At 47.1% G+C, this 3532-nt stretch carries 2 rRNA genes; both read right to left on the bottom strand.

Annotated elements, in window-relative coordinates:
* Positions 1-10 precede the first annotated feature (10 nt).
* A 5S ribosomal RNA gene (gene rrf / locus H4J73_RS06740) occupies positions 11-125 on the bottom strand.
* Between the two features lie 155 nt (positions 126-280).
* Positions 281-3171: ribosomal RNA gene (locus tag H4J73_RS06735) — 23S ribosomal RNA — on the bottom strand.
* Between the last annotated feature and the right edge of the window lie 361 nt (positions 3172-3532).

Here is a 3532-nt window from a genome sequence, read left to right as displayed (position 1 = left end):
CTTAATAGGCGCCTAGCAATGTCCTACTCTCACATGGGAACTCCCACACTACCATCGGCGCTACTGCGTTTCACTTCTGAGTTCGGAATGGGATCAGGTGGTGCCACAGTGCTATTGTCGCTAGACAAAAACTTTTGCTTAAATTAATAAGCCAATCTTGAAAGCTGTTGCTCAACAGAGCAATAAATATAAAAGCGTTTTCTTATTCAATGCATTACAGTGCGTGATTTATTCTGTCAGTCTCTACAAACACTTCGCAGTAAAACTACTTGGGTGTTGTATGGTTAAGCCTCACGGGTAATTAGTATCAGTTAGCTCAAGACCTCGCAGTCCTTACACACCTGACCTATCAACGTTGTAGTCTCCAACGACCCTTTAGGGAGCTTAAAGCTCCAGTGAGAACTCATCTCAAAGCCTGCTTCCCGCTTAGATGCTTTCAGCGGTTATCAGTTCCGAACGTAGCTACCGGGCAATGCTATTGGCATAACAACCCGAACACCAGCGGTTCGTCCACTCCGGTCCTCTCGTACTAGGAGCAGCCCTCTTCAATTCTCAAACGCCCACGGCAGATAGGGACCGAACTGTCTCACGACGTTCTAAACCCAGCTCGCGTACCACTTTAAATGGCGAACAGCCATACCCTTGGGACCGACTTCAGCCCCAGGATGTGATGAGCCGACATCGAGGTGCCAAACACCGCCGTCGATATGAACTCTTGGGCGGTATCAGCCTGTTATCCCCGGAGTACCTTTTATCCGTTGAGCGATGGCCCTTCCATACAGAACCACCGGATCACTATGACCTACTTTCGTACCTGCTCGACGTGTCTGTCTCGCAGTTAAGCTGGCTTATGCCATTGCACTAACCGTATGATGTCCGACCATACTTAGCCAACCTTCGTGCTCCTCCGTTACTCTTTAGGAGGAGACCGCCCCAGTCAAACTACCCACCAGACAGTGTCCCCAGGCCCGATAAGGGCCCTAGGTTAGAACATCACGCATACAAGGGTGGTATTTCAAGGTAGACTCCACCACATCTAGCGACATGGTTTCATAGTCTCCCACCTATCCTACACATGTAGGAGCAATGTTCACTGTCAAGCTATAGTAAAGGTTCACGGGGTCTTTCCGTCTAGCCGCGGGTATACGGCATCTTAACCGCAAATTCAATTTCACTGAGTCTCGGGTGGAGACAGTGTGGCCATGATTACGCCATTCGTGCAGGTCGGAACTTACCCGACAAGGAATTTCGCTACCTTAGGACCGTTATAGTTACGGCCGCCGTTTACCGGGGCTTCGATCATCAGCTTCGCTTACGCTAACCGAATCAATTAACCTTCCGGCACCGGGCAGGCGTCACACCGTATACGTCATCTTTCGATTTTGCACAGTGCTGTGTTTTTAATAAACAGTTCCAGCCACCTGGTTACTTCGACTACTCTTAGCTTACACCGCAAGGGTTTAACCGAGAGTAGCGTACCTTCTCCCGAAGTTACGGTACTATTTTGCCTAGTTCCTTCACCCGAGTTCTCTCAAGCGCCTTAGTATTCTCTACCTAACCACCTGTGTCGGTTTGGGGTACGGTTCCTATATATCTGAAGCTTAGAAGCTTTTCCTGGAAGCATGGCATCAATGACTTCAACTCCGTAGAATCTCGTCTCGTATCTCAGTGTTGAATGAAAACCCGGATTTACCTAAGTTAACCACCTACGTACTTTCACACGGACTACCAACGCCGTGCTCATTTAGCCTACTCCGTCCCTCCTTCGCAATATATAGAAGTACAGAAATATTAATCTGTTTCCCATCGACTACGCGTTTCCGCCTCGCCTTAGGGGCCGACTTACCCTGCCCTGATTAACATGGGACAGGAAACCTTGGTCTTTCGGCGGGGGAGTTTTTCACTCCCCTTATCGTTACTCATGTCAGCATTCGCACTTCTGATACCTCCAGCAAGCTTTACAACTCACCTTCAACGGCTTACAGAACGCTCCCCTACCACTCATAATAAATTATGAATCCGCAGCTTCGGTGACTAGTTTAGCCCCGTTACATCTTCCGCGCAGACCGACTCGACTAGTGAGCTATTACGCTTTCTTTAAAGGATGGCTGCTTCTAAGCCAACCTCCTAGCTGTCTATGCCTTTCCACATCGTTTCCCACTTAACTAGTACTTTGGGACCTTAGCTGGCGGTCTGGGTTGTTTCCCTCTTCACAACGGACGTTAGCACCCGCAGTGTGTCTCCCGCATATCACTCATTGGTATTCGGAGTTTGCAAAGGGTTGGTAAGTCGGGATGACCCCCTAGCCTTAACAGTGCTCTACCCCCAATGGTGTTCGTGCGAGGCTCTACCTAAATAGATTTCGGGGAGAACCAGCTATCTCCCGGCTTGATTAGCCTTTCACTCCGACCCACAAGTCATCACCGCATTTTTCAACATACGTGTGTTCGGTCCTCCAGTTGATGTTACTCAACCTTCAACCTGCCCATGGGTAGATCGCCGGGTTTCGGGTCTATACCCTGCAACTAAACGCGCAGTTAACACTCGCTTTCGCTACGGCTCCCCTAATCGGTTAACCTTGCTACAGAATATAAGTCGCTGACCCATTATACAAAAGGTACGCAGTCACCGGACTAAATCCGGCTTCCACTGCTTGTACGTATGCGGTTTCAGGTTCTATTTCACTCCCCTCACAGGGGTTCTTTTCGCCTTTCCCTCACGGTACTGGTTCACTATCGGTCAGTTAGTAGTATTTAGCCTTGGAGGATGGTCCCCCCATATTCAGACAAAGTTTCACGTGCTCCGTCCTACTCGATTTCACTTAAAGGTTGCTTTTGTGTACGGGACTATCACCCTGTATCGTTGTACTTTCCAGTACATTCCACTAGCGCCCAATAAGCTTAAGGGCTGATTCGCGTTCGCTCGCCGCTACTAACGAAATCTCGGTTGATTTCTTTTCCTCAGGGTACTTAGATGTTTCAGTTCTCCTGGTTCGCTTCATTAAGCTATGTATTCACTTAATGATACTGACTTATGTCAGTGGGTTTCCCCATTCGGAAATCATTGGCTATTACGGTTTTTATCACCTTACCAATGCTTATCGCAGATTAACACGTCCTTCATCGCCTCTAACTGCCAAGGCATCCACCACATACGCTTAGTCACTTAACCATACAACCCTAAGTAGTCTTTCGACACGAAGTACACCTCGGAGACTAATCCAAGGTAATTGTAAAGTCTGACATTTTCACGCACAAATAAATGTGTCTTGAATAAGATGTTTACTCTGAGTAAGAGCAAACAAATGTTGATTAACAGCTTTCACTATTAATCGCTTTTGTAGATAGTTATAAAATGTGCAAATCACAGCGCGACACCGTTCATTGCTTTATAAATATCTTATTTATATCAGCTTTCCAGATTGTTAAAGAACTCATTCTTAACGCGCATTCGGTTAAAAACGTGGTTTAAAAAACCAAACTTAACGTGTTCATGAGAACAGTTTAAGTTTGGTCTTTTCTTTAATGAAGAA

The organism is Colwellia sp. MB3u-41, from assembly GCF_014076845.1.
Lineage (GTDB): Bacteria > Pseudomonadota > Gammaproteobacteria > Enterobacterales > Alteromonadaceae > Colwellia_A.
The sequence above is the reverse complement of the archived record's forward strand: the minus strand, read 5'-3'. Positions and strand labels throughout refer to the sequence as shown.